The sequence below is a fragment of the Gluconobacter sp. Gdi genome (assembly GCF_014132155.1).
Taxonomy (GTDB): domain Bacteria; phylum Pseudomonadota; class Alphaproteobacteria; order Acetobacterales; family Acetobacteraceae; genus Gluconobacter.
The window spans coordinates 332,082-356,935 of the sequence record NZ_BLJQ01000001.1; the positions used below are offsets into that span (position 1 = coordinate 332,082).

General features: G+C 58.6%; 23 protein-coding genes, 1 tRNA gene and 1 riboswitch. Of the genes, 16 read left to right on the forward strand and 8 right to left on the reverse strand.

All coding sequences use genetic code 11. The annotated features are described in order from the left end of the window. Nucleotides 1–25 precede the first annotated feature (25 nt). The 5 genes from JN414_RS01480 (at nucleotide 26) to JN414_RS17115 (ending at nucleotide 5,949) form a co-directional block, all read left to right on the forward strand. Entirely contained in the window at nucleotides 26–1,438 is a 1,413-nt protein-coding gene (locus JN414_RS01480; protein ID WP_202206401.1) for a replication-associated recombination protein A, read from the forward strand. After that, on the forward strand, nucleotides 1,435–2,427 hold the full coding sequence (locus JN414_RS01485; RefSeq protein WP_202206402.1) for an RluA family pseudouridine synthase: 993 nt from the start codon (nucleotides 1,435–1,437) through the stop codon (nucleotides 2,425–2,427). Before JN414_RS01480 ends, JN414_RS01485 begins: the two co-directional genes overlap by 4 nt. After that, nucleotides 2,424–4,994: an AsmA family protein gene (locus JN414_RS01490; RefSeq protein WP_202206403.1), complete on the forward strand. Its 2,571-nt coding sequence runs from the start codon at nucleotides 2,424–2,426 to the stop codon at nucleotides 4,992–4,994. The genes JN414_RS01485 and JN414_RS01490 overlap by 4 nt, the downstream gene beginning before the upstream one ends. After that, nucleotides 4,991–5,680 carry an ATP12 family protein gene (locus tag JN414_RS01495; RefSeq protein WP_202206404.1) on the forward strand — a complete coding sequence of 230 codons (690 nt, stop codon included), beginning with the start codon at nucleotides 4,991–4,993 and terminating at the stop codon, nucleotides 5,678–5,680. Before JN414_RS01490 ends, JN414_RS01495 begins: the two co-directional genes overlap by 4 nt. Nucleotides 5,681–5,820: 140 nt before the next feature. Further along, nucleotides 5,821–5,949, forward strand: a complete 129-nt coding sequence (locus tag JN414_RS17115; protein ID WP_015072348.1) for a hypothetical protein — start codon at nucleotides 5,821–5,823, stop codon at nucleotides 5,947–5,949. A gap of 121 nt (nucleotides 5,950–6,070) precedes the next feature. On the opposite strand, the gene JN414_RS01500 is transcribed toward JN414_RS17115, so the two are convergent. Genes JN414_RS01500 through metZ form a run of 3 tightly spaced genes read right to left on the reverse strand, consistent with a single transcriptional unit; the run spans nucleotide 6,071 to nucleotide 8,997 of the window. Next, the gene (locus tag JN414_RS01500) at nucleotides 6,071–7,237 is read right to left on the reverse strand and encodes a bifunctional 2-C-methyl-D-erythritol 4-phosphate cytidylyltransferase/2-C-methyl-D-erythritol 2,4-cyclodiphosphate synthase (RefSeq protein WP_202206779.1); all 1,167 of its coding nucleotides are present in this window, start codon (nucleotides 7,235–7,237) and stop codon (nucleotides 6,071–6,073) included. Between the two features lie 51 nt (nucleotides 7,238–7,288). Next, nucleotides 7,289–7,762, reverse strand: coding sequence for a Co2+/Mg2+ efflux protein ApaG (apaG, locus tag JN414_RS01505; RefSeq protein WP_202206405.1), 474 nt, complete (start codon nucleotides 7,760–7,762; stop codon nucleotides 7,289–7,291). A gap of 41 nt (nucleotides 7,763–7,803) precedes the next feature. Beyond that, nucleotides 7,804–8,997: an O-succinylhomoserine sulfhydrylase gene (gene metZ / locus JN414_RS01510; RefSeq protein ID WP_064273847.1), complete on the reverse strand. Its 1,194-nt coding sequence runs from the start codon at nucleotides 8,995–8,997 to the stop codon at nucleotides 7,804–7,806. 79 nt (nucleotides 8,998–9,076) lie between these two features. Beyond that, nucleotides 9,077–9,156: riboswitch (SAM riboswitch) on the reverse strand. 110 nt (nucleotides 9,157–9,266) lie between these two features. Here metZ and JN414_RS01515 point away from each other — a divergent pair. Continuing rightward, a tRNA-Gly gene (locus tag JN414_RS01515) sits at nucleotides 9,267–9,340 on the forward strand. 17 nt (nucleotides 9,341–9,357) lie between these two features. Here JN414_RS01515 and JN414_RS01520 read toward each other — a convergent pair. From JN414_RS01520 to JN414_RS01540, 5 genes are all read right to left on the reverse strand, one after another. Further along, nucleotides 9,358–9,918, reverse strand: coding sequence for a hypothetical protein (locus JN414_RS01520; protein WP_202206406.1), 561 nt, complete (start codon nucleotides 9,916–9,918; stop codon nucleotides 9,358–9,360). A 53-nt stretch (nucleotides 9,919–9,971) separates the two neighbouring features. Beyond that, nucleotides 9,972–10,721, reverse strand: coding sequence for a 2OG-Fe dioxygenase family protein (locus tag JN414_RS01525; protein ID WP_202206407.1), 750 nt, complete (start codon nucleotides 10,719–10,721; stop codon nucleotides 9,972–9,974). Nucleotides 10,722–10,773: 52 nt separating this feature from the next. Further along, nucleotides 10,774–12,003: an NAD(P)/FAD-dependent oxidoreductase gene (locus JN414_RS01530; RefSeq protein WP_202206408.1), complete on the reverse strand. Its 1,230-nt coding sequence runs from the start codon at nucleotides 12,001–12,003 to the stop codon at nucleotides 10,774–10,776. 103 nt (nucleotides 12,004–12,106) lie between these two features. Continuing rightward, nucleotides 12,107–13,342, reverse strand: a complete 1,236-nt coding sequence (gene argJ, locus JN414_RS01535; protein ID WP_046899945.1) for a bifunctional glutamate N-acetyltransferase/amino-acid acetyltransferase ArgJ — start codon at nucleotides 13,340–13,342, stop codon at nucleotides 12,107–12,109. Between the two features lie 10 nt (nucleotides 13,343–13,352). Further along, on the reverse strand, nucleotides 13,353–14,273 hold the full coding sequence (locus tag JN414_RS01540) for a peptidylprolyl isomerase (RefSeq protein WP_099211107.1): 921 nt from the start codon (nucleotides 14,271–14,273) through the stop codon (nucleotides 13,353–13,355). Between the two features lie 272 nt (nucleotides 14,274–14,545). On the opposite strand from JN414_RS01540, the gene secA reads away from it, so the two are divergent. The 10 genes from secA (at nucleotide 14,546) to tolB (ending at nucleotide 24,315) form a co-directional block, all read left to right on the forward strand. Then, nucleotides 14,546–17,284: a preprotein translocase subunit SecA gene (gene secA, locus JN414_RS01545; RefSeq protein ID WP_202206409.1), complete on the forward strand. Its 2,739-nt coding sequence runs from the start codon at nucleotides 14,546–14,548 to the stop codon at nucleotides 17,282–17,284. A 32-nt stretch (nucleotides 17,285–17,316) separates the two neighbouring features. After that, on the forward strand, nucleotides 17,317–18,066 hold the full coding sequence (locus JN414_RS01550; RefSeq protein WP_202206410.1) for a YebC/PmpR family DNA-binding transcriptional regulator: 750 nt from the start codon (nucleotides 17,317–17,319) through the stop codon (nucleotides 18,064–18,066). Then, nucleotides 18,063–18,569 carry a crossover junction endodeoxyribonuclease RuvC gene (gene ruvC, locus JN414_RS01555; RefSeq protein ID WP_046899942.1) on the forward strand — a complete coding sequence of 169 codons (507 nt, stop codon included), beginning with the start codon at nucleotides 18,063–18,065 and terminating at the stop codon, nucleotides 18,567–18,569. Before JN414_RS01550 ends, ruvC begins: the two co-directional genes overlap by 4 nt. Then, nucleotides 18,566–19,168: a Holliday junction branch migration protein RuvA gene (gene ruvA / locus JN414_RS01560; protein WP_202206411.1), complete on the forward strand. Its 603-nt coding sequence runs from the start codon at nucleotides 18,566–18,568 to the stop codon at nucleotides 19,166–19,168. The genes ruvC and ruvA overlap by 4 nt, the downstream gene beginning before the upstream one ends. After that, nucleotides 19,165–20,208: a Holliday junction branch migration DNA helicase RuvB gene (ruvB, locus tag JN414_RS01565; protein ID WP_046899940.1), complete on the forward strand. Its 1,044-nt coding sequence runs from the start codon at nucleotides 19,165–19,167 to the stop codon at nucleotides 20,206–20,208. The genes ruvA and ruvB overlap by 4 nt, the downstream gene beginning before the upstream one ends. Nucleotides 20,209–20,237: 29 nt before the next feature. Continuing rightward, complete coding sequence (gene ybgC / locus JN414_RS01570; RefSeq protein ID WP_046899939.1) at nucleotides 20,238–20,663, forward strand: tol-pal system-associated acyl-CoA thioesterase; 426 nt, start codon at nucleotides 20,238–20,240, stop codon at nucleotides 20,661–20,663. Between the two features lie 77 nt (nucleotides 20,664–20,740). Then, complete coding sequence (tolQ, locus tag JN414_RS01575; protein WP_046899938.1) at nucleotides 20,741–21,484, forward strand: protein TolQ; 744 nt, start codon at nucleotides 20,741–20,743, stop codon at nucleotides 21,482–21,484. Nucleotides 21,485–21,487: 3 nt separating this feature from the next. Next, nucleotides 21,488–21,925 (forward strand): protein TolR, encoded by a 438-nt coding sequence (gene tolR / locus JN414_RS01580; RefSeq protein WP_046899937.1) that lies wholly within the window; start codon nucleotides 21,488–21,490, stop codon nucleotides 21,923–21,925. A 12-nt stretch (nucleotides 21,926–21,937) separates the two neighbouring features. Then, nucleotides 21,938–22,933, forward strand: a complete 996-nt coding sequence (locus JN414_RS01585) for an energy transducer TonB (protein WP_086634400.1) — start codon at nucleotides 21,938–21,940, stop codon at nucleotides 22,931–22,933. A 17-nt stretch (nucleotides 22,934–22,950) separates the two neighbouring features. Then, nucleotides 22,951–24,315: a Tol-Pal system beta propeller repeat protein TolB gene (gene tolB, locus JN414_RS01590; protein WP_202206412.1), complete on the forward strand. Its 1,365-nt coding sequence runs from the start codon at nucleotides 22,951–22,953 to the stop codon at nucleotides 24,313–24,315. The last annotated feature ends 539 nt before the right edge of the window (nucleotides 24,316–24,854 follow it).

Genomic DNA, 24,854 nt, shown 5'->3' on the forward strand with positions numbered 1-24,854 from the left:
ATCGTTCCCGTATCAGGAGGCAGCCATGGCGGACATGACAGATCTGTTCGGGACAAACCCCGGACCTGCGGAACGCGAGCCGCCGTCCCGTGGGAACACGCAATCTGCTCGGCAGCCTTCACCGCCCCGCCCTATTGAGGCGCCCAAAATACCCGCTCGTCCGCCTTCACGGACGCAGCCCCTCGCAGATCGTCTACGCCCGAAAACTCTGGAAGAGGTGCGCGGCCAGGATCATCTGCTGGGGCCAGAAGGTACTCTGACGCGAATGCTTGCGCGGGGCACATTGTCCAGCCTCATCCTGTGGGGTGGGCCCGGCTGCGGCAAAACGACCATTGCGCGCCTGCTGGCAGGTAAAGCCAATCTTCATTATGCACAGATTTCGGCTGTTTTTTCTGGTGTGGCTGAACTGCGCAAAGCCTTTGAAGAGGCAGATCGGCGTCAGGACGTAACAGGCCGTGGCACGTTGCTTTTCGTGGATGAAATCCATCGGTTCAACCGGGCACAGCAGGATGGATTCCTGCCGTATGTCGAGCGCGGGACGGTCGTTCTGGTGGGGGCGACGACAGAGAATCCATCTTTTGCACTGAACGCCGCGCTTTTATCCCGATGTCAGGTTCTGGTGCTGAACCGGCTGGACGATGCCAGTCTGGAAGCGTTGCTGACGCATGCGGAAAAAGACGTGGGCCATCGCCTGCCGCTGGATCGGGAAGCGCGTGCCAGCCTTCGGGCAATGGCGGATGGCGATGGACGCTACCTGTTGAACATGGTGGAGCAGCTGGTTGTTCTGGACTCTGACAGGGAACTGACCCCGAAAGATCTTGCGGCTATCCTGTCCCGACGGGCCATTTTGTATGACCGTGACCGGGAAGAGCATTACAATCTCATTTCTGCACTGCACAAATCCCTGCGGGGAAGCGATCCGGATGCAGGGCTGTACTGGTTCGCCCGGATGCTCGAAGGTGGCGAAGATCCGCGGTATATCGCCCGTCGCCTGACCCGGTTTGCAGCAGAAGACGTCGGTCAGGCGGACCCGAACGCTCTGCCGATGGCCGTAGCTGCCTGGCAGACTTACGAGCGGCTGGGGTCTCCGGAAGGTGAGCTGGCTCTGGCGCAGGTCGTGGTTCATCTGGCGACGGCGCCCAAGTCGAATGCCGTGTATATGGCTTACAAGGCCGCACGGAAGCTGGCCCGTGAGACCGGAACCCGCATGCCGCCGTCTCATATTCTCAATGCCCCGACGACGTTGATGAAAGACATTGGCTACGGGAAGGGCTACGAGTACGACCATGATTCCGAAGACGCATTTTCGGGACAGAATTATTTCCCGGAGGGCATGGAGCGGGTCTCGCTCTATCAGCCGACAGACCGGGGTTACGAGGGCCGTATCAGAAAACTTCTGGACATACGGGCCGCCAAAAGGGCATCCCGCGATCCATGAAAGTTTCCAACCGCATTGTAACCGAAGACGAAGCCGATCTGCGCCTCGACCGCTGGTTCAGACGTCACTACCCCAATCTCACTCAGGGCGCGCTCCAGAAGCTGTGCCGTAAAGGCCAGATCCGCGTTGATGGTAGCCGGGTCCAGAGCAACGCACGTCTTGCTCCTGGGCAGAGCGTGCGTATTCCGCCGCTGCCGGACATGACCCGTCAGGCCCCGCTGCCGCCGCCAGATCCGATGCTGGTGCGCGAAATCGAGAAGATGGTGATCTATCAGGATGATCATCTTCTGGTGCTGGACAAGCCATCTGGTCTGGCTACGCAAGGTGGCCCGGGTATCACCAAGCATGTGGACATGATGCTGGACGGCTTGCGCAAGGAAGACGAAGACCGTCCGCGCCTTGTGCACCGGATTGACCGGGACACGTCTGGTATTCTCCTGATTGCGCGTACGCCTGGTGTCGCTGCCAAACTGGCAGCAGCGTTCCGTGGGCGTGATGTTGGCAAGACCTACTGGGCGATTGTCGTCGGCCGTCCGGCGCAGGCGTCTGGGATTATTGACCAGCCTCTGGCCAAGATCGGTGCAGGCGGTGCTGCGCTTGTCGTGGCGGCATCCCGCGGTGAAGAAGATGCGGTTTCTGCCAAGAGCGAATACGAGACGATCGACGCTGCGGGAAAGAAGTTCTCCTGGCTCGGCCTGTCTCCACTGACAGGACGGACGCATCAGCTTCGTGTGCACTGTGAGTCTCTGGGCACGCCGATTGTGGGTGATCCGCGCTACGGTGGGAAAACCGCTCATCCGGAAGGCTTTATCGACAAGCTGCATCTGCATGCCCGTCAGCTGGATATTCCGCATCCGGCCGGTGGTCGTCTGATCGTGACGGCACCACTGCCGCCGCATATGCGTGAAACGTTCCGTTCACTTGGGTTCGTGCCGGGCGATACACCTGCGCCGAAGCGCATCAAGGGAAGCAGAGGGCCTGCAAAATGAGGAAACTCACTGGCGCGCTCATCGGGGTCATCGTTGCCTTCGTGGGCGTCAGCATTGCTGCACATGAGCTGATTGATCAGGATGTGCTGCGCCAGCGTGTGGCCGAGGCTCTGAAAAAAGAGACGGGTCTTTCGATGGTGGTGAAAAGCTCCACCATCCAGATCCTGCCATGGCCGTCTTTCGAGGCGCGCAATCTGGTGTTGCAGCGCCCGGGCCAGGCGCCGGTGTTTCAGGCCAGGACCGTGCATGCGGGTCTTTCCGTTCTGGCGCTTCTTCACCGCGAGGTCCGATTTCAGGATTTCGTAGTGGATGGCGCCACGCTCTCCCTGGAGCGCGATGCGGACGGGAATGCCAACTGGACGTTCAGTCAGCCATCGCGTTCAGACGCAGGGGGCGCAGAGGCCCCGTTGCCGGTTCGACAGCATGTTGGTGAGCGCGTGCAGGCTCACTGGGATCTTTCTCTGGATGCGCTACATCTAACGAACAGCGCAGTGAGCTGGCGCGATCAGGCTCAGAAAATGAGCGGTAGCTTCCAGATTGGCACGATGGATCTGGCTGGTCTGCGAAGCCAAAGCCCGTGGATCAATTTGCAGGGGAGCCACGGCGGAACCCCCTTCACGGTGCAGGGGCATGTGGGTGATCTGGCGCTTCTGCGCTCTGGCGCAAAGCCATGGACTTTCAGCCTGGGTTCGACGCTTGGAACGGATGCCAACCGCGACTGGCTGAATGTGGACGGTCAGATTCATGATGCATCGAATCTGCGCGGCCTCGTTCTGACTGCGCAGGGAGAATGGCCTAACCTGCAGGATGCTCATCGCCTGTTTCCTCATGCCAGCCTGCCTGACATGCGTGGACTTGGTGGAGACATCACGGTGCAGGGTGATGCCGGGCAGGTGGCGAATGCGACCTGGACCGAAAAGGCGCGGGCCTTACTGGCGAGTCTGGCACCCAGCCGCATCCATCTGCATGTTGCGGGTCTGACAGTTCATGAAACAGCGGTCAGTAATCTGCACCTTGATGCCGATGCAGCGTCTGCGCCTCTTTCCGTGGCGGCAGATGTGCTGTGGCGCGATACGGGCTGGAGAATTCTTGGTAAAGCCGGGACCCTCGAGCAGGTGGATCTCGCAAGACGTGATCATTTCCATACGGAAGTGCCTGTCGAGGCTGAACTGCGGTCCATGCCGCTGTCTCTGTCCACCGCGTTGAATGTTGAAGGCGCGACGCCGCCCATTAATGCTCAGGATGATGCCAAAGTCACGGTCTCCGGCACTGTAGGAACTGAGAAGAGTCATCTTGTAGTGCAGGGCGGCGCTAAGGCGCTTCATCTGCCGCGCGTTCTTTTGCATGACGTTTCGCTTCAGGGCACGGTCAGCAGCAAAGGGCTGAGTGAAGCCACGCTGGATGATATGGCTTTCAAGAGCCGCGAGGCAGACTTTGATGGCGCCCTTCATCTTCTGACTGATGAAAACTCTACGCCGCTACTCAATGGGCATCTGCACGCAACCCAGCTTGATCTCGATGCGCTGAGAGATGTCTGGCTGAAGGATGCGAAAGCTGCTCAGCAGCCTGCGAAAGCTCCGCCTGCACCTATTCCGGGAGCGACGGGGACCGTAGAAAAAGCAGCGACACAGCCTGTTCAGATGCAGGACCAGTCTTCTGTTCCCGCCGTGTCTGACGCAGGTGTTGTGGAGAGTGCGGCTGTGCCTTCATGGGTCAAGCGTCTGCGAGCCCAGGACCTTGACCTTCATCTGACGCTCGACCGGGTTGTGTTCTATGGACATGACTACACCAACCTTGCCACGCACCTGACCCTGTCAGACGGTCATCTGCGCCTTGAGCCAATTTCCGGACAAGGCCAAGGGCTGACCCTGTCGGGACAGGCGGATCTGGATGCATCCCATCTGCCAGTCACAACTCATTTGACGTTCCAGCCTTTGGTACTCCCGATCGGTCTTCTGGAAGAGGGCCTGGGGCTGCCATTGCTGCTTCAGGGGCCAGTCCAGCTTGTGGGGGAAGTGTCCGGTCAGGGTCAGACGGCTGAGGATCTGCGGCAATCTTTGAGCGGGCATCTGGGCGTCTCCATGGTAGACGGGAAAGTGGACAGCCAGATCCTGGGCCGCATTGCTGGCCCCGGCGCGGATTCCCTTCTGGGAAGCGGAGTGCGGCCACTGCGTTGTATCGGTCTGCACATGGCGCTTGCCAACGATACGGCCACGCTGGACACGATTGGGCTCCAGTCTGGCCGGTTCTCTACGGCTGGGCATGGTGAGGTCCGTCTGGGATCACAGGAAATCCAGTTGCATCTCGTGCCCAGTATCGACTTCGAAGGCGCCGGTGCTTCCACCCCTGTTATCGTAACGGGCACCTTGTCTGCGCCACAGGCGAAGCAGGACAGGGATGCCGGTGGCCGATTCCAGCTTTCGATTGGTGGGGAAGCCCCGGCTGATCCCTGCACAGCCGCGCTTGCGGCTGCCCGTGAAGGACAGGCTGGACCGCCGCCGTCCGAGCAGTCTCATCATCACAACAAAGCGGGTGACATTCTGCGCGCGCTGGGAGTTCTCCATTGAGCAGCCGCAAACGATTCTGGCAGAGCGTTTCAGTCGGGGAGCGCGACGGGTTATTCTCTCCTGAGTTGGACGGGCGGCCTATCCGGCTTCCTCAGGGAACTGTACTGGCCGTTGCCTCGCAGTCCCTGGCGCAAGCGATTGCGGCAGAATGGGAGGCTATTCCAAAGGATGCCTCCTTTACGCCTGAACAACTCTCCATGACCCGTATTGCCGGAACCATGATCGAGCGGATTCGCCCGGATCTGATTGAGGCGCGGGAAGCCCTTCTACGATTGGGCCTGGATGACGGGCTCTGCTATCGCAAAGGACCAGCCGATTCGACAGTTGAGCGTGTCTTTGCCTGGCTGGCGACGCAGGGCATTCGTCCGGAAGTAACAGACGGACTTATGCCTGTAACGCAGTCTGGCGATTACGTGACGGGGCTGGAGCGTCTGCTGTCTCAGCAAGGGGAAGCGGAACTTGCGGCATTGGGTGTGCTGACACAGTGCTTTGGAAGTCTTCTGCTGTCTCTGGCGCTGGTTTACGATGCGATCAGTCTGGAGGAGGCGGTTTTTGTCGCAAATGCTGATGAATGGCAGCAGCTTCTGGTCTGGGGACAGGACGATGAGCTGATTCGCATCATCGCAATTCGGGAAAAAGATGCTGCGGAAACCGTTCAGTTTCTAAAGTTGGCCCGAAACACCTGATTTCCCGGTTTAGGGCATGATCTTGCCATAATCGGGGCGCATCTGGCGCTGTGACAGAACGAGATGATTAGTGACTGGCTTCCACGGGGAGTTATGGCGCAGTTTCCGCTCTGTCCTGCAATGTCAGAGTCGAGGAAGATATGTCGGTATCCGTCAGTCGTCCCATGCGTCACATGGGTACACGTCTTGTAGCAAAGTGCTCCATGGGGGCATGGCTTCTGCTAGCTGCAACGCCGATTATTGTCGTGGTCTGCGCTATTCACGGTTGAGACGCGGCTGATTGGGCCTGAGAACCTGTCAGGCTTATCTTTTTTACTGTGACATAAAAAAGCCCACTCTCCACGATGAAGAATGGGCTCTGGAATTTTTCCCGAAAGTAAACTCGGACGTTCAGGCGTCTCCGTTATCCGGCACCATAATGCTGACGGCAGCAGTCGCTGCAATCCCTTCTTCGCGGCCTGTGAAGCCGAGACGCTCGGACGTGGTGGCCTTCACGGAGATACGGCTGACATTCACTTGCAGCAGCTCTGCCAGACGGTCCTGCATCGCCTTGGCATGAGGGCCGATTTTCGGGCGTTCGCAGATCAGAGTGATGTCCGCGTTGACGAGGAAGCCGCCACGGGCACGGATACGTTCGCCCGCATGAACCAGGAAGCGGGCGGAATCCATGTCTTTCCACTCGTTGTCCGTTGGTGGGAAATGACGCCCAATGTCGCCCTCAGCCAGCGCACCATAAATGGCGTCACATAGCGTATGGATGCCGACATCGGCGTCTGAATGACCGGCCAGACCCTTCGTATGGGGAACTTCAATACCGCAGAGGATCAGCTTGCGGCCTTCCTCGAATGCGTGGACGTCATAGCCAAGCCCAACGCGGGGCAGCAGGTTGCCGTCGATTACACCTTCAAGACGCATCAGATCCTCCGCAACTGTCAGTTTGATATTGTTGTCCGAGCCCTGAACGATTGCGACCGGATGGCCTGCATGTTCCAGTAATGCGGCATCATCGGTGCGGGCATCACGTTGGGTTCGGTGAAGTTCGAGCAGGGTCGGGAAGTGAAAGCCCTGCGGGGTCTGTGCGCGCCACAGGCCTTCACGGGAGACGGTATCGACAATGATCCCGTTTTCTACTTTCTTGATCGTATCGCTGACCGCAACGGCTGGGATAACACCGGCATGGGCCTTCAGTGCTTCAATGACGTTTTGAACCACCTCGGGAGGGACGCAGGGGCGTGCTCCGTCATGGACAAGCACGAGATCCGGGGGCTCTGCCAGATTAGCGAGCGTTTCCAGTCCGTTGCGTACACTGTCATGACGCTCTGCGCCGCCTGATACAGGCGGCAGAACATTCAGCCCGGCCAGACTGTCAGCCAGCAGTGGGTCATCTCCTACGGGAAGCAGGATGTCCACGTGTGGAAGCAGAGCTTCAGCGGCACGGCGGATGACGGGTTTTCCCCGCAGCATCCGGAATTGCTTGCTGGAGCCCTCACCTTCGGGCGAGCCAGCTGCAAAGCGCCGGCCACGACCGGCGGCGAGAAGAAGGGCAGCAATACGCATGCGCGCAGGAATGGGCTGCCGGGCGCGCAACGTCAAGGGTGGTGTCAGGAGTTAGTGCAGCAGCCCGGCTTCGTGGGGGCTGTCGAGGCTGAACGTGGGGATATGCACGTCAAAGCGCTGGCCTGAAACAGGCTCGAGCATGTGGTACGTGCCGCGCATGAAACCGCTTGGCGTGGTGAGCATGGCGCCAGACGTATAATCATACTGGTCTTTCGAACCGATGATGGGCTGTTCGCCGACAACGCCATCTCCGTGAACATGCTCGGTCCGCCCGAGGCCATCCACGATTTCCCAACTGCGGGAAATCAGCTGGAAGGTGTCCTCCCGGCCATTTTCGATGCAGATATGATAAGCCCACGCAAACCGGTGGTCTTCCGGCTGGGACTGGTCGTCCAGCCAGAACGTGCGGACGGTTACGGTCACGTCGTCCGTGATCTGGCTGAAACGGGGGGCGTTTTCCATGGCTTCGGCCATTGCCGCTTCCGGATCAGCCAGGAGATGGGGTTGGGATGACTTGTCAGGCATAACGCCATTCTAATGTCATCCCGCGCCTTTGTCAGGAAAACTTATTTTGCAGCGTGAGCAGCAGCGGCACCGGCGGTGACGTCTGCAATCAGATCGGCTGCATCTTCCAGACCAACGGAAAGACGAATCACGCCGTCAGTGATGCCCAGACGTGCGCGTTCATCTTCGCCAACACGCATATGCGTCGTGGTTGCCGGATGCGTGGCCAGGCTGCGGGCGTCACCCAAATTGTTGGAAATTGCGATGAGGCCGAAGGCGTTGAGGCATGCGAAAGCGCCGGCCTTACCGTTTTCGACTTCGAAAGCGACGAGAGATCCACCGTTGCTCATTTGCTTCTGAGCAAGTTCATGCTGCGGATGATCGCTACGGCCGGGATAGCGGACATTCACGACGCCCGGCAGGCCAGCAAGTGCATCTGCGACATCTGCAGCATTGCGCGCCATGGCTTCGGTCCGAAGCTTGAGAGTTTCCAGCCCCTTCAGCAGCACCCATGCATTGAACGGAGACAGCGCGTTGCCCGTGTTGCGGGTGAAGGGCTGCAGGGTCTCCTTGATCCATTTGTCGCTGCCCAGAACAGCGCCACCCAGAACACGGCCCTGACCATCAATGTGCTTCGTGCAGGAATACAGCACGACGTCAGCACCAAGCTTGAGGGGAGACTGTCCGATGGGGGAAGCAAACACGTTGTCCACCATCAGCAGCGCGCCTGCCTTGTGAGCAAGGTCTGCAATGCGCTGGATATCGAGAACGTCCAGCATTGGGTTGGACGGGCTTTCAATCAGAACAGCGGCTGTCGGGCGGGACAGCGCGCGCTCCCATGCCTCATAGTCATCACCATCGACTAGTTCCGTCTCAATGCCGTAGCGCGGCAGCAGGCTGGTGACGATCCAGTAACAGGACCCAAAGATGGCGCGAGATGCGACAACGCGCTCCCCAGTTTTCACATGGGCCAGAAGAGCCGAAGAAACGGCACCCATGCCTGTAGAAGTCGCGATGCAGGCTTCCGCACCTTCGAGCAGAGCTAGGCGCTCCTGAAGCGTGTCAACAGTGGGGTTGCCGAAGCGGGAGTACTGGAAGTGCTCAACGTCACCCGTAAACGTCGCCGCAGCCTGTTCAGCGCTATCGTAGACAAAGCCGGATGTCAGGAAAATGGCTTCGGACGTTTCACCGAATTCAGTGCGGTTCGGTGCGTCGTGCAGGAGACGGGTGGCAGTACGCCAGTTTTCTGAAGACATAAATCAGTCCCTCCATAAGGTTTCCACCCAGACAGGCGGAAAGCATGTGGCGGGCCGTGGAAGTCCTGGGAAATCTTGGATGGAAAACCGCAGGGCCTCTTTAGCGCAATTATTTATCCTCGCCGCAAGCCGGCCGCTCAAATCACGAGGATGAAACGGTCTTTATGGCCATTTCACGAGCGGACTATGGGCCGAGGAGTGGTTTTGCGTCAACACCCCTTCGGCATGGATTGCAGAGGCGCGAAGGGGGGGGTATAAGTAGCGACGTCGCGGGTGTAGTTCAATGGTAGAACGGCAGCTTCCCAAGCTGCATACGAGGGTTCGATTCCCTTCACCCGCTCCAGACTTTCCTGAAAATTGTCAGTTTGGCCCGTTCATTTTGGGCATGGGTGGCGCGCTGAGCGTGTCCTGATACTCATTGCCGTCCCAGATCCACTTGTCGTTCTTGCCAACGAGAAGGTCATGCATGCCTTTGTGGCGTGTGGGGAGAACGGAAATATCGCCGTTCACGGAATCCAGAACCGTCTTCCAGCTGTCGTTATGGCGCAGATACACGGATGTGGTGCAGCCAGCAGACCCACAGAGGCGGGCCGACTGAAGCTGAACGAACAGGGCTTCATCATTCTTGCCTGCGGATAGCGGGGCAGAGCCGACGAGCACGACCGGATGATCGTGATGCTTGGCGGCATCTTCCAGATCGTCCGTGTTCAGTTTGCGCGCATCAATATCAAGCTGCGTGCCGGGATGGGCAGACAGGATAACCGGTGCGGCCCCTGTCCCCACGGCGTTAGCCCGACGCGTATGATGCGTCCGGTGATGTGTTGTCGCAGCGCTCACCGTTGCGGCGACCGAGAGGGCTGAGACTGTAAGCAGCGCCAGATGGCGAAGCCGGATACGGGAAAGAATCTGCTGGATCGTCATGATGTTATTCTTAACACGGAATTAAGCCTGTCGATCCATTGGAGATTTCAGGTTTATTCGTGGCGAAGGGTAATAACCAGCACATCGCGATAGGCAGGCTTGTCTGCATCCTGTGGTGTGACGGCTGTCACGCCATGATAAACGCGATGATCGTCCACAATTGCAGCATCAAATGGCTGGGTCAGGGTGAATGATCCCAGAAGGTCTTTCTGATCATCGTGAATTGTCGTCACACCCTGCTCGACGTTGTGACGGCCGATCATCAGGACGAGCACCCAGTCTACGCCATCGCGATGCATGCCTTCCGGGGTAGGGCGCCCCTCACTGTTGGGGTTCGCTTCAATGCGGAACTGGTGAACCTCTGCGTGCCACGTTTCAGGGCGTGATTCGGATGGCGTCAGGGCGTCTGCGAATCGACCAATTGTCCGAATGGCTGCCAGCATGGCCGGATGAGTGGCGATCGTGTCTTCAATGGGCCCGAACCAGCGTTCGATGCCACCATTAAGCAGGTTGTGATCGCGACTTTGATAATGGGGCTGATTCGGTTTGCGCGTGATGTTTGAGGAACTGACCGCAAACGTCGCATAGCGACGACGCCGATAGCGGCCTCCATCGGCCATATAGAGATCAAGACCGAGGTTGTTCCAACTGGCGGCAAAAGTGTCCCAGTCTGTCAGGCCTTCATGCTCCAGAAGCGGACGCATGGTGTCCGCCTGGAGGAACTTGAAGCCCTTGTCAGACAGGATCGTTTCGACCCGTTGCATGGTCTGATCGAACGTGGAAGGCAGAAGTGCGTCGGTCATGTCTGCTCACTTGGTGATGACAAGGCCCGACGGTCACATCTGTCGGGCAGTTTCAGGCGCCGAGGTCTGGCTTCACGGGAGAAAGATGCTCTTTCGCCGTCGTGCAAGCCGTCTTTACCAGACCCACGATACCAGCCTGATGCTGGCGGTACAGCCCTTCGTGAATGAGGCGTGCAAACAGGCCAGACAGCAGACCCCCACCAAAGCTGCGGTTGGCATCCAGCATACCCCAGCCGTTATAATCACCCAATGCCACGACAGCGCCGCGATCATTGTAAACGAATGCGGCAGGTGTCTGGCCGGCAATGATCTGCGGCAGGACACGCCCAACATACTGCCCTTGCTGGCGGGCAGCCTGAGCCGTTGGGGCCACTGGCGCAGCGTCAATGCGGGCGCAGTCGCCAATCGCGAAGATCTTGGCGTCTTCAGTTGTCTGAAGCGTCTGCGTCACGCCAAGCTGGCCTGCGCGGCCACGTTCCAGGCCATCGAACAGGCTGGTGGCATCAGAGGCACGGACACCAGCAGCCCAGATTCGGAGCGTCGCAGGAATCTGTTCGCCGGACTTGAGATTGAAGCCATGCTCGTCCGCGCCGACAACCATAGCGCCGGTGCGAACAGAGATGCCGAGCTTTTCGAGCTGACTGGCTGCCGCTGTGGAAACGGCTTCCGGGAATGCGGGCAGAATGCGCGGCCCGGTTTCGATCAGAACAGCATCAAGGCCTGTCTTGCGGACTGATGGGCCAAGGCCGGGCGCTTCATCAATGGCTTTGCAAAGCTCGGCGGCGAGCTGAACACCTGTGGCACCACCACCAACAATGCCTAGGCTCAGCTTCTGACCAGCTGCGCGAGCTGCCTGAAGGGCCTTGCGAAATTCGGAGTACAGCGTGTCGGCATCATTAAGGTTATCAATGAAGCGACAGTGATCGACGATACCCGGAATGCCGAAGTCATTGGCGCGGGAACCCAGAGCGACAACCAGATAATCGTAGGGGAGGGTGCTGCCGTTTTCGAGCGTGACCGTCTGGGCGGTACGGTCAACAGCGGTAGGTAGGCTCTGGACAAAGCTGAAACCGAATTTTCCAGCCGTTTCCGCGAAAGGAATACAGTTGCCGTCGTGCTGCATCGTGCCTGCTGCAAATTCATGCAGGGAAGGCTTCCAGTAATGGACCGGACTGCGGTCAACGAGTGTCACGGCTATGTTGTTTCGGCGACCAAGGGCCGTAGCAGCCTCAAGACCTCCGACACCGCCACCGAGAACAACGACACGAGTTGCAGCAGACATGGACAGTTTCCTCATACCAAGCGCCCGCCAATTGGAGCGATACCTGTGCTAACGGGAGGCGGAGGGCTGCACAACCCCCGCTCCCGCTCTCGTGTTGATCGCTCTAGCTGCGGTAAGAACCATTGATGTCGATGTAGCCATGCGTCAGGTCACACGTCCACACGCGGGCCTGTCCATCATCAAGCCCCATATCGACTGTAATTTCGATGTCCTGGCCCTTCATGTGTGCGACGACAGGGGCTTCATCGTAGTTCTCGACAACGCCGCCATCGCGCGCGATCCAGGTTCCGCCGATGGCGACGGACAGAAGGTCACGGTCTGCGGGTTCACCACTCTTGCCTACAGCCATCACGACACGGCCCCAGTTTGCGTCCTCACCAGCGATGGCCGTTTTGACCAGTGGCGAGTTGGCAATCGAGAGCGCAATGCGGTGTGCGGAAAGATTGGAGTCCGCACCGGTGACTTCAACGCGGATCTGCTTCGTCGCACCTTCACCGTCCCGGACAACCAGCAGGGCAAGCTCCAGAAGCAGGTCATTCAGGGCGAGGGTAAATTCGGCGAGAGCGGGATCGTTGACGTCATCAACGGCCGGATTATCGGCCAGGCCGGTTGCGAACAGCATCAGGGTGTCTGACGTGGAGGTGTCCGAATCGACTGTGATCGAATTGAAGCTCTGCGCGCAGCCGGAGGCCAGAAGGGACTGGAGAACATTCTGAGGAAGCTTCGCATCCGTCGCGACATAGGCCAGCATCGTGGCCATGTCGGGGGCGACCATTCCAGAACCCTTGGCAATACCCTGAAGGCGAACCGGCTTGCCACCAATCGTCACGTCACGACGTGCGGCCTTGGGGAAGGTATCCGTCGTCATGATGGCGCGGGCAGCCTGTGCCCAGTTATCTTCCGAGAGGCCAGCCTGTGCGGCGGGCAGGGCCGCAATAATTCTATCCTGTGGAAGTTTTTCCCCAATGACGCCTGTCGATGAGAGGAAAACGTCCTGCGGGGGGCAGTCGAGCAGCTTGCTCACCGCGTCTGCACAGTCTTCGCAGGCCTGAATTCCGGCCCGTCCTGTGAAGACGTTGGCGTTTCCAGCATTGACCAGAAGAGCGCGCGCATAGGGAGTTGTCTGAGCCTGGCGGCACCACAGGATGGGTGCGCCAGGGCAGGCGTTCTTGGTGTAAACGCCTGCAACAATCGTGCCGGGGACAAATTCCGCGAGCATCAGGTCTGTTCGTCCCTGATAGCGGACGCCCGCGGCGACGGCGGAAAGCCGAACACCAGCAACCGTTGAAAGGTCCGGGAGAGGACGGGCCAGCGGAGAGACGGGGATCGGCTTTGCCATGGTCTTAGTCTTACTTCTTGACTGGAGCCGGTGCCGGAGCGGCCGTGACCGGCTTGCCCTGTGCGTCGAAGTGAACAACCTTCACCTGGGATTCAGCCTGCTGAACGATCTGGCGAACCTTCTCGCGGATCAGTTCCTGACGGACCTGGTCGTGGATCTGGTCAAAGCTCGGGATCGGAGCCGTGCGGGAGCCCAGAACCTGGATCACGTGGTAACCGTACTGCGTGTGAACCGGCGTCTGGGAGATTGTGTTCGGCTTCATGGAAAAAGCGGCTTCAGAGAAGGCCGGCAGCATGTCGCCCTTCTTGAACCAGCCCAGATCGCCACCATTGGCACCAGCGGAGCCCTTGTCCTTGGACAGTTGGCCAGCAAGCTTGGCGAAATCAGCGCCCTTGTTGAGCTGGGCGATGATGTCCTTGGCCTGTGCTTCCGTCTCCACGAGGATGTGGCGAGCGTGGACTTCCTGCTCTGGCTTCTGGTTGGCGTAATGCGTCTGGTAGTAGTCGTGCAGGGCAGCATCCGTGATCTGCGGGCCAACCTTGGTTTCAAGATAAGCATTCTGCAGCGCGCTGTTGGCGGCGTTCTGCATGGCTTCCTTGACTTCAGGCTTGTTGGTCAGGCCTTCCTTGCCAGCGGCAATCTGGATTGCCTTCTGATCGACGAGCTGGTTGACCAGCAGCGGGATCAGCATGGACGGCTGAAGCTGACGAGCCTGCGGCGGCAGGTTGCCAGCAGCCTGCTGAACGTCACCCAAGGTAATTTTTTCGCCGTTAACGGTTGCAATCACCATGTCCGGGTTCGGAGCAGGTGCAGCAGCCGGGGCCGGAGCGGTTGCAGCAGGTGCGGCCGGAGCAGCAAATGCGAGGGGAGCCGAAACCGACGTGCCAGCCAGAAGAGCTGCACAGGCGAGAGTGGAGCGGGAAAGCCGCATGAAAATACCTCGGACCATAAAGAATAAGAAAAACCGAATGGACTGCACCATGACAAAGGCCGCTCAACCCTGCAAGTGCGCGCACCCTTACCATTCCGTCACGTAGCGGAAATGGGTATTTTGAGGGCCTTCTCTGGTCCCTCTCCATTGACCCATGGGCACACGGGTCCTATCTCCACCTGACGTGAAAATCGTCATTGCCCGGTTTGGGAGGTCTTTCCGATGGTGGAAAGAGCTTTTCCGGCCGGGTGCTCGGCATCTCAAGGTTCAGCATGTTCGCACGCCTCGCACGCGCCCTTTTCGGCTCCGCCAATGATCGTTCGCTCAAGGCGTATCAGCGCCGTGTGCCGGAGATCAACGCTCTGGAGCCCACGGTTCAGGGGCTCAGTGACGAGCAGCTTCAGCACAAGACTGTAGAGTTCAAGGAGCGGGTCGCCCAAGGCGAAACCCTTGATAAACTGCTGCCTGAAGCTTTTGCCGTTTGCCGTGAGGCTTCTCGCCGTGTTCTGGGCAAGCGTCATTTTGACGTGCAGCTGATCGGTGCGATGGTTCTGCATGACGGTCGCATTGCGGAAATGCGGACCGGTGAGGGCAAGACCCTTGTTGCGACGCTGGCTGTTTACCTGAACGCGCTGTCCGGCAAGGGCGTGCATGTTGTGACGGTGAACGATTATCTGGCCCGTCGTGATGCCGAGGAAATGTCTGTTCTTTACAGCTTCCTTGGTCTGACAACCGGCGTGATCATCCCGAATCTGGGGGATGAGGAACGTCGTGAAGCTTACGCAGCAGATATTACTTACGGAACGAATAACGAGTTCGGGTTCGATTATCTGCGCGACAATATGAAATATTCGCTCGGCGATATGGTGCAGCGTCCGTTCAACCACGCAATCGTGGATGAGGTGGATAGCATCCTGATCGACGAAGCCAGGACGCCCCTGATCATTTCTGGCCCGGCAGATGACAGCTCCGACCTTTATCGGACTGTTGATGCGGTTGTGGCCAAGCTGGTGCTGGAGCCGGAAGCTTACGATAAGGATGAAAAGCTGCGCAGTGTTACGCTGACGGAAGCTGGCTCACACCGTATCGAAGAGCTCCTGAACCAGGACGGTGTTCTGCAGGAAGGTGGCCTGTACGATATTCATAACGTGGCTGTCGTTCACCACGTCCAGCAGTCGCTTCGCGCTTATACGCTCTTCACGCGGGACGTTGATTACATCGTCCGTGACGGCAAGGTGATCATCATTGATGAATTCACCGGACGTATGATGGATGGCCGTCGTTATTCCGATGGCCTGCATCAGGCGCTGGAAGCGAAAGAGCACGTCGAGATCCAGCAGGAAAACCAGACGCTCGCATCCATCACATTCCAGAACTACTTCCGCCTGTATCCGAAGCTCTCTGGTATGACGGGTACGGCCATGACGGAAGCGGATGAGTTTGCGGAAATCTATAACCTGACGGTTGTTGAAATTCCGACGAACCGTGCCGTCAAGCGGATTGATACGGACGATGAAGTCTATCTGACTGCGGGCGAAAAATATAACGCCGTTGCGGATCTGATCCAGGAAGTGAGCGCCAAAGGGCAGCCAATCCTGGTGGGGACAACGTCCATCGAAAGAAGTGAGTACCTCTCCAGCATTCTGGATCAGCGCGGCATCAAGCATAGCGTGCTCAATGCGCGTCATCATGAAAAAGAAGCCAGTATCATTGCGCAGGCTGGTGCGCCGGGTGCGATTACGATTGCCACGAACATGGCGGGTCGTGGAACGGACATCAAACTGGGCGGCAACATCGAGATGCTGACCCATGCTTATACGGATGGGATCGAGGATGACGCAGAGCGTGCGCGCATCACCGAAGAAATCCGTGCAGCCGTCGAAGCCAATCATGGCGCGGTTCATGAATCCGGCGGCCTGTATGTCATCGGTACAGAGCGTCATGAGAGCCGTCGTGTTGATAACCAGTTGCGTGGCCGTTCGGGACGTCAGGGTGATCCGGGTAATTCCCGCTTCTTCCTGTCCCTTGAAGACGATCTGATCCGCATTTTCTCTGGCGACCGTATGGGCGCGATGATGCAGAAGATGGGCCTGAAGGAAGGAGAGGCGATTGTTCACCCATGGCTGAACAAGGCCGTCGAGAAGGCTCAGAAGCGCGTTGAAGCCCGTAACTTTGACATGCGCAAGAACACGCTGAAATACGACGACGTCATGAATGACCAGCGCAAGGAAGTTTATTCCCAGCGCAAGGAATATATGTCGTCCGAAGATCTGTCGGGTGTGATTGCGGAACTGCGCCTGCACACCATCGAAGATCTGGTTCACGCCCACATTCCTGAGAAATCCTTTGCCGAGGCTTGGGATACGGCTGGGCTCACGGCTGAAATTTCCCGCGTCCTGAATCTTGAGCTTCCGATCGCTGACTGGGCGAAGGAAGACGGCATGGACGCTGACAGCGTGATCGAGCGCGTGGAAGCTGAAGCCCAGAAGGCTCAGGCTGCCCGGACGGCCAACATGGGGCCGGACCTCATGCGCATGATCGAGAAGCAGGTTGTTCTCACCACGTTCGATGCCGTCTGGAAAGAGCATCTACATGGGCTGGATCAGCTTCGCCAGGGTATCGGCCTGCGTGCGTATGGTCAGCGGGATCCGCTGAACGAATACAAGCAGGAAGCCTTCCAGATGTTCACGGCGATGCTGGATGATATGCGCCTGCGTGTGACGCAGACGATGTGCCGGATCCAGGCTGTGAGTGAGCCGCCGCCATATCCGGTGGTCGATAGCTCAGCACACCATGAAAGCTTCGAAGCGCCGCCAGCAGCGCCCGCATTAACGCAACCAGAGCCTATTGTGAGCTTTGCCGCGCCGCAGGCACAGTTTGCGGCCGCGGGCTCAGTTAACGAGCCGGATGCAGCGACGCTTCAGCAGTGGTATGAAGAAACGCCGCGCAATGCGCTTTGCCCGTGTGGCTCGGGCCAGAAGTTCAAACACTGTCATGGCAGGCTCGTCTGAGCCTCTGACACCCGTAGAGGAAGGAGCGACCGATGGCCGGTCATTCACAGTTTAAGAACATCATGCACCGTAAAGGTGCGCAGGATGCCAAGCGCGCCAAGCAGTTTGCCAAGATCCTGCGTGAAATTACGGTTGCAGCGCGGTCCGGTCTGCCTGACCCGGCATCCAACCCTCGTCTGCGTGCTGCTGTTACCGCAGCGCGTGAAGCGAACATGCCCAAAGACAACGTCGAGCGTGCCATCAAGAAGGCATCTGGTGCTGCTGGCGGCGAAGACTATGTGGAAGTGCGCTACGAAGGCTACGGTCCGGCTGGCGTGGCGATTATCGTCGAAGGCCTGACCGATAACCGGAACCGGACGGCCGGTGAAGTTCGTGCGGCGTTCTCCAAGCATGGCGGTTCGCTGGGTGAATCGAACTCCGTGTCCTTCATGTTCCAGCGGCTGGGTGTTGTGACGTATCCGGTCAATGCCGCCTCTGAAGACGAGATGCTGGAAGCCGCCATTGAGGCTGGTGCGGATAATGCCGTGCTGACCGAGGAAGGGCACGAGATCACCTGCGAGATGGAAAACTTCTTCGCAGTGCGTGACGCTCTTGAGGGTCGTTTCGGCGAGCCACAGTCCGCCAAGCTCGACTGGCGTCCGGAAAACAGCATTTCTCTGGATGAAGAGAAGGCCCGGACGGTTTTGAAGCTGATCGACGTTCTGGAAGATAACGACGATATTCAGGCTGTTTACGCCAACTTTGATCTTCCAGACGATGTGGCGCAGGCGCTCGCCGCTTGATCCGTCTGATGGGCATAGACCCCGGCCTGCGTTTCATGGGCTGGGGAATTATTGATGTGGATGGCAACCGCCTGAAGCATGTGGCCTCTGGTGTGATTGCGACAGATGGTCATGAATCGGTTCCCCTGCGGCTCTGTGAGCTGCACGGGAAACTCCAGAATCTGATTCGTGAGTATGCTCCCGCCGAAGCAGCGGTTGAGGAAACTTACGTAAACCGCAATGGCTCTTCCACGCTCAAGCTCGGTTATGCACGTGGCGTGGCGCTTCTGACGCCCGCTTACGAAGGCCTTCCGGTAGCGGAATATGGCGCTATGACAGTCAAGAAATCTGTTGTGGGAACCGGATCTGCCACGAAGGAACAGGTCACGATGATGGTGAAGCGGCTTTTGCCCGGCGTCGCCATCTACAAGGCTGATGCTTCGGACGCGCTGGCTGTAGCGATCTGCCATGCCCATTATCGTGCAAGCGCGGCCTATGTAACGGCTGGAAGGCGGATGGCGTGATTGGACAGCTTACAGGGCTCGTCGGGCAGATCGAAGGAGAGCGCTGCATTGTTGACGTCAATGGCGTTGGTTATGTGGTGTCAGCGTCAACACGCACACTCTCATCCGTTCCGCAGCCTCCGGAAGTCGTGCGTCTTCTGATCGAAACCGTTGTTCGGGAAGACGCGATCCTTCTGTATGGGTTCGTGACAACGCACGAACGCGAGTGGTTCCGCCTGTTGACGACCGTGCAAGGTGTGGGTGCCAAAGTCGCGCTGGCGATCCTTTCGACCAACTCTCCCGGTGAGCTTCTCCTGGCAATCAATGCGGGCGATCGTGGTTCGCTGACGCGGGCGGCTGGTGTCGGCCCTCGTCTTGCTGATCGAATTCTGAGCGAACTTCGCAACAAGGTTGCCAAAATGCCCGGTGGTGGCGCGTCCGCCCCGATGCCAGGCGTGGTGACAGGGCCAAGCGTCGAGAATGATGCGCTCCTGGCTTTGGCTGGTCTCGGCTTTCGGCGGGCAGAGGCCTGGCCTGTTCTCAGTCGTGTTCTGGCCGAAAACGAAAATGCCTCGCTTGATCTGGCAATCCGCCTTTGCCTTAAGGATCTCGCCCGATGAGCGAATTTCGTGAAACGGACGCCGCACGCCTGCCGGATGATATTGCCGAAGGTGGCTTGCGGCCTGAAACGCTCGCGGATTTTACAGGGCAAAAAGCAAGCCGTGAAAATCTGGCCATCTTCATCGAGGCAACCAAGGCCCGTGGAGATGCCCTGGATCACGTGTTGCTGCATGGACCGCCAGGTCTGGGTAAGACGACACTGGCGCAGATTGTGGCGCGTGAACTGGGTGTTGGATTTCGGGCGACGTCCGGGCCGGTGATTCAGCGTGCTGGAGACCTTGCGGCAATCCTGACAAATCTCCAGCCTCGTGATGTGCTGTTTATCGATGAAATTCATCGTCTTCAGCCGGCGATTGAGGAAATTCTCTATCCGGCGATGGAAGATTTCCAGCTCGACCTGATTATCGGGGAAGGGCCGGCGGCGCGTTCGGTGCGGATTGATCTGGCGCCGTTCACGCTTGTAGCCGCAACAACCCGTGCAGGTCTGTTGGCAACACCTCTTCGGGATCGTTTTGGTATCCCTTTGCGGTTGGTGTTCTACACGCCGGAAGAGCTACGGGCGATCGTATCACGCGGCGCCACGAAGCTCGGAGTTCATCTGAATGATGACGGAGCCGAGGAAATTGCCCGTCGTTCCCGCGGCACTCCCCGTATTGCGGGCCGTCTTCTGCGTCGTGTTCGGGATTTTGCGCTTGTCGCGAAGAAGCCGATCATTGATCGCGCGACGGCTGATGCCGCACTTTCCCGTCTTGAAGTTGATGAGCGCGGTCTGGATGCGATGGACCGCCGCTATCTGCAGCGTATCGCAGAGCACCACCATGGTGGCCCTGTGGGTGTTGAGACGCTGGCTGCCGGTCTGGCAGAGGCGCGTGACACACTGGAAGACGTCATCGAGCCTTATCTGATTCAGGAAGGGCTCATCCTGCGGACAGCGCGGGGGCGCATGTTGGGTGAGGCTGGGTGGAGACATCTGGGCCTGAACCCGCCAGCGAGCCAGGTTGATCTTCTGTCCGGGCTCGACGACGACACGGCAGGCTGAAGAGCCACTGCCAATGAGCGGAGAAACTGATGGCAACGCATAAGATCCGTTTCCGGGTTTATTACGAAGACACGGATGCAGGTGGCATCGTCTATCATGCCCGCTATCTCGGCTTTGCAGAACGTGCGCGCAGTGAAGCCATGCGCGATGCAGGGGCTTCGGTGACGGAGCTTCTGCGCGATTTTGGTCTGGCGTTTGTCGTGCGGCAGGTTGGGGTGCGTTATCGCGCGCCGTTGCGACTCGATGATGAAATGGAAATCGAGACAGCGCTGGTTGCAATGACGCCAACGCGGTTGAAACTTGAACAAACTGTTCGAAACAGCACGAATGGCAACGAAACCGCCGTCGTCATTGACGTAGAGCTGGCGTGTCTTTCTGCCGAAGCCATGAAACCTGCCAAAATTCCGCCTCGGTGGTGTGATGCTGTTCGAAAACTCGAGGCTGGAGAGGTCTGACCCACTTTCCTGTTTCCTCACGAAGTGCAATGGAGAGTCCTGACCCGTAAGGGACAGGATCTGGACAGGAGAGAACAGTGGATCATGAGGTAAGTTCGAGTGCGCTTGGGGCGGTCGGTGCGGCCGGTCTGTCGCCTCTGGACCTGTTCCTGCACGCGTCCATCGTCGTTAAGCTGGTCATGGTCGGGCTCGTCCTGTGCAGTGCAGGCGTGTGGGCGATCATTGCGGAAAAAATCCTTCTGATGCGTCGCGTCAATCGCGAAGCAACGGAATTTGAAGACCGTTTCTGGTCCGGCGGTTCGCTGGACGACCTTTACGAATCTGATGGCGCACGCCCGACTCATCCGATGGCCGCCGTGTTCGGCGCTGCCATGGGCGAATGGCGTCGCTCGGCACGAATTGTCGGAATTGATCTGGCGCGCGGTGGCGTGCGGGACCGTATCGACCGTGCCATCAACATCACCGTTTCGCGCGAAAACGACCGTCTGGGTCGCCGCGTGATTTTCCTTGCCACGATTGGCCCGGTTGCGCCGTTCGTCGGACTGTTCGGAACGGTCTGGGGTATCATGCATGCGTTCGGCTCGATCGCTGCCATGCACAACACCAACCTCTCCGTTGTGGCTCCGGGTATTTCCGAAGCTCTGTTCGCAACGGCGATCGGTCTTGTGACCGCTATCCCGGCCTATGTGGCCTATAACGTCATCAGCAACTCGCTGGACAAGTTCGCGGACCGCATGGATGCGTTCGGGACCGAATTTGCCGCCATTCTTTCCCGTCAGTCGGAAGAACGTGCGGACGAGACGTCCAGCGGGAAGGCCTGATCCATGGGGATGTCCGCTGGAGGAGGTGGGCGTATGGGTGGCCGTCGTCGGCGCCCCGCGTCTGAGATCAACGTTACGCCGCTTGTGGACGTCATGCTGGTGCTGCTCATCATTTTCATGGTGACGGCGCCGATGATGACCAGTGGCGTCAATGTCGATCTGCCCAAGACGGATGCCAGCCCGGTCAATGCTGACACCAAGCCGATCACGGTTTCCCTGCGCAACGATGGTTCGTTGTACCTGGGGGAAGACCCGATCACACCCGAGCAGCTTGTGGACCAGCTCAAGGTCCAGTCCCAGAACGATCCGAACCATCGGATCTTTGTCCGGGCTGATGCACATATCGACTATGGTCGCGTGATGCAGGTCATGGGACAGATTACGTCTGGCGGCTTTACGCATGTGGCACTGCTGGCTCAGCAGCCTCAGAGCGGCCAGTAAGAGGACACCACAGTGGTGCGTCCACGTCGTTCGGACAGGCGTCGCTTTCGCAACGCGCTTCTGGGTTCAGTCGGTGTCCATGCGGCACTGATCCTGTACCTGGTTGTGCGGATCCCGTTCGAGAAACCACCTGAACCGCCGGAGCCTCCGGCGGTTCAGATGGAATTTGAGGAGGCAGGGCCTCCTACCCATCCCATCAAGGCTGACCATCCGGCTCCGAAGCCGGCTCCTGCGCCTGCGCCCGTGAAGAACGAGGCTCCTCCGTCTCCGACGCCTCCTCTGAAGGCGCCGACGGAAGAACCGCCACCGCCGCCACCGCCGCCGCAGCCGGTCCCGCCGACGCCTGAGACAAAGCCTCAGCCTCTGCCGCCGACGAAGCTTCCGCCAAAAATTACGGAGCCGTCGCCTGAGCCTGTTCCTGCGTCTCCGCCGAAGCCGTCTCCGCCTTCAAAGTCTGCAATGGTGGCTCCCCCGAGCCCGCAGACACAGAAGGCTGACAAGCTGCCGGATACGCCGAAGTTCTCGCATCTGACCCAGCCGAATGCGTCCAAGAATACGCAGGCGGACAGTCATTCTCTTTTGGCGACGCTGGATAGTTTCCGGTCTGACCAGAAGCAGACGCATGCACCCAAGGCGAAGGCCAATCCACCACAGGGTGGAGCCCCGGATGGCGGCGGTGTGCCGAATGGCGATATCACCAAGTCTCTGTCCATGGCGGATCAGAAGGCGATCGGTGGTTCCGTGCGGCGTTGCTACACGGAAGACACGGAAGCGCGGAACTATGCGAGCTTTGTCGCGCATCTGATTGTGACGGTGGATGCAACGGGTGAGGCACGTCTTGTGAAGTATGCTCCGGATACGGCAGCGAAGATGGCGGCAGATCCGTCCTATCGTGTGCTGGCGGAGCGTGCGCGGGATGCGGTTCTGAGCCCGACCTGTGCCCATCTCCCCATTCCTTCCAACCTGCTAGGCCAGACGCATCAGCTGCGTTTTGTCTTCAGGCCGTAAACCCTAGAGGAATCATCATGACCTTCATTTCCGATTCCGAAGCTGATGCTCTGAGCGCGCTGCTGTCGCGCCGTTCCATCCTCGGTGCCACAGCCGCGGCTGGTGGTCTTCTTGCAACCCCGCTTTCCGCGTTTGCACAAGGAACTGCGGCCGGTGGGGCGGGAGAAGCTGAAATTACCGTAGATCAGGCCCGTCAGGCGCCTATCCCCATTGTCATTCCGAGCTTCGGTGCCGGAATGGGTGAACAGATATCCAGTGTCATTTCTTCCGATCTGGCTGGAACCGGTCTGTTCAAGGTTATGACAGGCGATGTGTCACCTACGGGCACTCCGGACTTCAGCGGGCTCAAGGCTCAGGGCGCACGCGCTGCTGTTGCGGGGCGCGCAATCGGCTCCGGCAGTGTTCGTGTGGAAATGCGTCTGTGGAACGTTGTAGCCGGCGAGCAGCTTCAGGGCACGGCCTACACGGCCTCGCAATCCAACTGGCGTCGGATTGCTCATATTATTGCTGATGTGATCTATGAGCGGATGTTGGGCGAGAAGGGGTACTTCGATACCCGTATCGCTTATATTGCCCGTACGGGGCCGCGCCGTCATCAGATCACCCGTTTGGCGCTGATGGATCAGGACGGGTTCAATTCCCGGATGCTGACAGGCGGCCAGTGGCTGACCCTGACGCCGCGCTTCAACCCGGCGCGCGATCAGGTTGCGTTCATGTCTTATGCGAACAACCGTCCGCGCGTGTATCTGTTTGATCTGGGCTCTGGCCGTCAGCAGATGCTGGGTGAGTTTGACGGCATCTCCTTCGCGCCGCGCTTTTCTCCAGATGGAAGCCGCGTTGTTCTGTCTGCAACGCGTGGTGGTGGATCTGACATTTTTGTTGTGGATCTGGCTTCTCGCAGCAAGCATCAGATTACCAGCTCTGGTGGTGCGATTGATACCAGCCCGTGCTTCAGCCCGGATGGCAGCCAGATCGTATTCAACTCCGATCGTGGCGGTAGCCCGCAGCTTTACATCATGGGCGCATCGGGCGGTGGTGCACGCCGGATTTCCTATGGCTCTGGCCAGTATGGATCTCCGGTCTGGTCACCTCGTGGCGATCTGATTGCCTTTACCCGCATTGGGCATGGCGGCTTCTCTCTTGGCGTTATGAACCCGGATGGTACGGGTGAACGTATTCTGACGCAGGGATTCACAGTTGAATCTCCGACGTTCTGCCCGAATGGCCGGGTCCTTGCGTTCTGCCGTCAGAGCGCTTCGGGCGCCGGTGGTGCCGGGTTCGCGTCCGGAATCGGTACAATTGATATTACAGGCTTTAATGAGCGCCCGATCCGCACGGCAACGGGTGCGTCTGACCCCGCCTGGTCTCCGCTGAACGGCTGAACAGGTTTCTACCTCCCTGCTGGCGATGGTCAGCGGGGAGTATTCCCCCAAAGAAGGTCTGGAGCGACCGCTCGGCCGTAAGGGCATTAAAGACCAATTCTGCTTTTAGAATGGGCATGCAAGAGCTTCGTGTGGAGTCGATTTGAGGTGTTTTCCTCCGACGCCAGAGTCCAGCTTTCCATCGCATCTTCTATAAACTGACTTTAGCGCCCCAGTTGTCGGGCACAATGTGCCACGCAAGCTACGCTTGGCTGATGCGCAAGCCTTGCATGATGATAAAGGGATTAAAGAATATTCAGCAAAGTAATTGGCAGAATTCCGCCACATTCCTGTCTAAGTGCTGTGACATTTATGTTGCATCTTCTAGTTTCGAAACAGAATCGTTCTCTGGCTTGGGGGGAGCACCTCACAGGATGCTTGACCCCGGATTTAAGTCATGGGTATGGGCGCTAGTGGCCAGTGCTTTTCCAGTGGTTCGCAGAGAGTTCGTTAAGGATTCTTGAGCGTTCCTGAGTGGAAAGGTGTGTGGTCCGGAACAA